This window comes from Leptolyngbya sp. FACHB-711, from assembly GCF_014695615.1.
In the GTDB taxonomy this organism is placed as follows: domain Bacteria; phylum Cyanobacteriota; class Cyanobacteriia; order Elainellales; family Elainellaceae; genus Leptolyngbya_A.
The window spans coordinates 1-4,000 of sequence record NZ_JACJOR010000512.1; the positions used below are offsets into that span (position 1 = coordinate 1).

Sequence of the window (4,000 nt, forward strand, 5' to 3'; positions counted from 1 at the left end):
CGCGCCCAATGCGGCGCACGAAGCGCTGGCGCGGCTCGACGCGGCGTGGCCGGGCGAGCTGCTGATCGTGACGCAGAACGTCGACGACCACTCTGCAGGGCTCGCAGCCGACTCTAAACAAACCATTGATCGAAACCGAAGTCCGACAAACTGCTCATACAGAGGATTGAGCTTACAAAGGGGCGGGATCACAAATAGAACGCGATCGGCAACCTTAACAGTGCGGGCAAAAGGACAGCTCGCCGGAATAACATGACAGATAACCTGTGCAACCTTCGGGTTTTGAATCTCCACCGAATCGAGCCATTTGCGGATGGGATTCAAGACGTTTAAGCGGGAGGATGTCAAATGAGAGAAGAACTGCACGAGGTTAAACATTTGTCCAAGTCCTGAACGAATAAAGAATGAATCGTTTCGATCGTTCGCGAATTAAGCCGTTTTCAAGCTATATGAAACTGCGGTTGCTTGCCCTTCGGCACTAGAGATAAGCTGCCATCCTTCACGCAAGAGCTTCTGGTAAGTTGCCCAGCCTTTTGAGCCACCCGGAATCTCATAATCTGGCACTGCGCCTCGGAAGGTTTTGTACGACTGCCAGGGTTGACTCGGGGAAGTTCTAATGTGCAGAATCTTAGTTCCGTCGTGACCGAAGCTCGAAAGCCAGCACATTTGTCCAGTCATAAAGCAAACTCCTTGATTTTTTCCCAGCTTCGTTGTCGAAGAATGCGCGCTGGGCGCAGGTGATTACGCACTGGGCGGATAGAGAAGAACGCATCGAAGAGCTGAAATGACAGCTAACTTTTGGTTGCGAACCTTGATAGTTCCAGGATGCTGCGGGACACTCAGAAAATCCTCTTTCTAGAGTGTTAAATATTTCTTTACGTTCCTGCGTCAGTCGATAGAGAACCAGAGCAAAAGGAGATATAGCCCCGAAAACGCCTGTAAATATGAACCTTTCAAGTTTTCAAGCAGTCTATCTACGTAAATACCCCTTGAGTTCTAACGGCTTCCTAAAACTCAAGTCTTGTGGTAGAGGAAAATCAGCGTTGTTCCCAGTAGAAATAAAAATGTGAGTGGGAGAAATATAGGCAATGAAAGAGTTTCCGCGCTTCAACTGTGAGCAAACGGTTCGGTTTATTGGAGGAAAAGGAAAAGTAAAGTCCTACCGGCCCGCTTCAGGCTCCTGGCAGTATTTGGTCGAGATGGAGATGGGACCAGAGCCGGATATGGGAAGAATTGGCTATGAGACCACAATTATGCTGCTGGAGTCCGATCTAGTTCCTTTGTAGGTCGATTGATTGCCAAACCTATCAGCGATCGCATCAACCGCTGCATTCGCCCCTGCTTTCATCGTTGTATTAACGCAACGCATTATAAACTCATGCATTAGCGAAATACATTAACGTAATGCATTAACACAATTATTAAAGTTGCTATGGTCATTGCAGTCTTCTTAGGCTGCATTTTTTTACATAGCTTTTTTACATAGCACACTTCCCAAAACAGAGTTTTAGCCCAGGATAGTGAGTCATTCGGTTAAGTGAACTCGGTAGGTATCACTGCCCTTAATCCAACCTATACGCATCTTAACATTTCTTCAAGCGATTGGCAGGCATTGGCTCATGCCTTCGGTAATAGCGATCGAACTTGATTGATGAGTTCTGTAAAATCGACAGGTTTTCGGATAAACCCGTTAATTCCTAATTCTTGCTCCTCGGCTTCTGAAGGCTGATCAAATCCGGTAATCAGCAGAATTGGAATATAGGGCAACGCTTTATTCTGGCGAATCCGACGGCTGACTTCAAAGCCATTCATCCCAGGCATCATCATATCGAGCAGGATGAGGGCAGGAGGTTCTGCTTCTATTTTTTCCAGAGCGGCATGACCGTTATCCGCGACATCAACCTGATATCCTTCGGTTTCCAAAAACGTTTGGAGTAAGAAAGAATTATCAGAAATGTCATCCACGATGAGAATTTTGGGAACCCCAACATCGGAATGAACCAGCGGTGGATTCATAAAAGCGTAGGTACTAGCTATTAAAAATATCAAAGAGAATTTTAGCGGATTCTTGCACCACTTTAGTAGGTAGACCCGCTATTGATACACATTTCTTGCTCAACACGTTGCTTCTTATCCCTATGCAGCAAGAAAAGGCTCAGCTTACCAATTATTTCTTAACTAAGAATAAAGAAATAAAAATGAGTCACTTCTGATGCTTTTAGCTGCTCGTTTAAGAGCAAGTTTCTCAACGAGTATTTCGGAGAACGAAAATAGAATATGAAAAAGCAGCCCCCGAAGGAACTGCCGCAGTTTCTGGTCTCTCTTCCTTTCCATTTGCATAGTAGATGATTGAAAGAAGAGCGATCGTCTGCCGTTAGACGGAGTTGTCTACGAAACTCTTGGCTTTTTAGTTTCTCTCGATTTCTATGGGAAAACTTCTCCCTGTAGCATAGCCTCTATCCCTGTTGGGATACTGATTTATACCTTGAGCGGGTTAGGTGAGCGAAAAGCGACTGATAAAGTTTCAGTCGATGAGTTAACTAACAATTTATGACATATACCACGTCGAATTCTTCCACTGAGCTAGTACAAGCTTTTCAGAGCCTGGATGTTGATCAGCAGCTTGCACTCTTTTATTTCATTTACAAGGAAATGGGCGACTCTGTGACTCCGGCTGCCCCCGCTGCCAGCACCGTTTCTCCAGAGATTGCAGAAGGATTGTTCAATCAGGTTAAAGAACTCTCTCATGAAGAGCAGCTTCAGCTTCAGCGCGACTTAGTTATGCGGAAAAACAGCTTTATTGCGCGAGAATATGGGGCACTGAGCGACACGACAAAACTTCTGTTCTGGTATTACTTGTCTCAGGGAATGGATCAGGGAACGATTATTCCCATGCCTGCAAACTATGAGCTTTCTGAGCAAGCAAATCAACTCTTTGAGCAAATCAAGGGGCTTGATTTTGGTCAGCAAATTACCCTGTTCCGTGACATTGTTGCACCAATGGGCGTTGACCCGACCACGGCTGAACACAACGAAGAAACCGGACTGTAGAACCGTCTGATCATCGGCTTTCCAGGGTGGGCACTGCTCACCCTAACCAAGATTGAGGGATGAAAACAGCAAAACGGCAAATAGCCCCTAGATGCTTAGTTTTCTGCGGCAGCTTGCCAAATTAGGCTGGCTCCCGCTGCAGTAGCGGTCATTCCTCCCTCAAGCCTTGCTTGCGTTCAGTGCAAAAGTTCCTGTCTGCTCCACGATACGCATTGCCAACTCATACAATTTCCATAAATCCAATTTTTATATAAATCCAATTTCCACATTTCCATATAAATTCAATTTCTATAAATTCAAAAAAAAGGCGGCAGAGCCGCCCTAAGGTTTATCTATAAAACACGATCGAATTTCTATCGCGGGCTATTCTGCCGGAACGACGACACCCATTCGCGCAGTTGGTCGGCCGCCACATCTCGACCCCCTAAACCAAAGGCAAGGGCGATCGCCACGGCAATGGCTCCCACAATAAGACCAAATGCCAGATTCACAATGCTACTGGCAATACCCATTTGCTGAAGTGCCATCGCAGCGACCAGCGCAATAATGGCGATCCGGGCAGTTTGTGCCAGAACTCGGGCTTGGCGTCCGCCGGAACTGCTAATCAGGTTAAACGCCAGATTTGCCAGGTACAGGCCCACACCAAACACGGCGAGTCCAATCAGCACCCGTGCCGAGATTGCCAACAAACCATAGACAACTGCTGTGAGAGACTCAAAGCCCAGCACTTCGGTTGCCGCAACTGCGCCCAGCAGCATTATGCCGACCAGCACCACAATCCCACCAATTTCAGAAGGCGATCGAGCCCCAGACTGCACCACGGTTTTCGCGCCTGGCGCAGGCTTTCCGGGCGGAACCGTTCCCGGAGCAGTTCCAATGGTGGTGGATGGCGGAGCAGGCGGCGGGGTGCGTCCGGTAGTTGCTGCAGACGGGGGGAATCCGAGAACTC

The 4,000-nt window shown here is 47.5% G+C and carries 6 protein-coding genes; 2 read left to right on the forward strand and 4 right to left on the reverse strand.

The window, feature by feature from the left end; genetic code table 11:
- Both H6F80_RS24755 and H6F80_RS24760 read right to left on the reverse strand, forming a co-directional pair.
- On the reverse strand, positions 1–378 hold a 378-nt coding region (locus H6F80_RS24755; protein WP_206755111.1), incomplete at its 3' end, for a Mo-dependent nitrogenase C-terminal domain-containing protein.
- A gap of 51 nt (positions 379–429) precedes the next feature.
- Positions 430–678, reverse strand: coding sequence for a hypothetical protein (locus tag H6F80_RS24760; protein ID WP_190794178.1), 249 nt, complete (start codon positions 676–678; stop codon positions 430–432).
- 410 nt (positions 679–1,088) lie between these two features.
- Between H6F80_RS24760 and H6F80_RS24765 the strand changes: the two genes are divergently transcribed.
- Positions 1,089–1,286, forward strand: a complete 198-nt coding sequence (locus tag H6F80_RS24765; RefSeq protein WP_190794179.1) for a hypothetical protein — start codon at positions 1,089–1,091, stop codon at positions 1,284–1,286.
- A 331-nt stretch (positions 1,287–1,617) separates the two neighbouring features.
- Here the strand turns inward: H6F80_RS24765 and H6F80_RS24770 are convergent, their stop codons facing one another.
- Positions 1,618–2,016, reverse strand: a complete 399-nt coding sequence (locus H6F80_RS24770; protein ID WP_190794180.1) for a response regulator — start codon at positions 2,014–2,016, stop codon at positions 1,618–1,620.
- Between the two features lie 534 nt (positions 2,017–2,550).
- On the opposite strand from H6F80_RS24770, the gene H6F80_RS24775 reads away from it, so the two are divergent.
- Positions 2,551–3,051 carry an orange carotenoid protein N-terminal domain-containing protein gene (locus tag H6F80_RS24775; protein ID WP_190794181.1) on the forward strand — a complete coding sequence of 167 codons (501 nt, stop codon included), beginning with the start codon at positions 2,551–2,553 and terminating at the stop codon, positions 3,049–3,051.
- A gap of 353 nt (positions 3,052–3,404) precedes the next feature.
- Here the strand turns inward: H6F80_RS24775 and H6F80_RS24780 are convergent.
- Positions 3,405–4,000: mechanosensitive ion channel (locus H6F80_RS24780; protein ID WP_190794182.1), on the reverse strand; the 596-nt coding region annotated here is incomplete at its 5' end.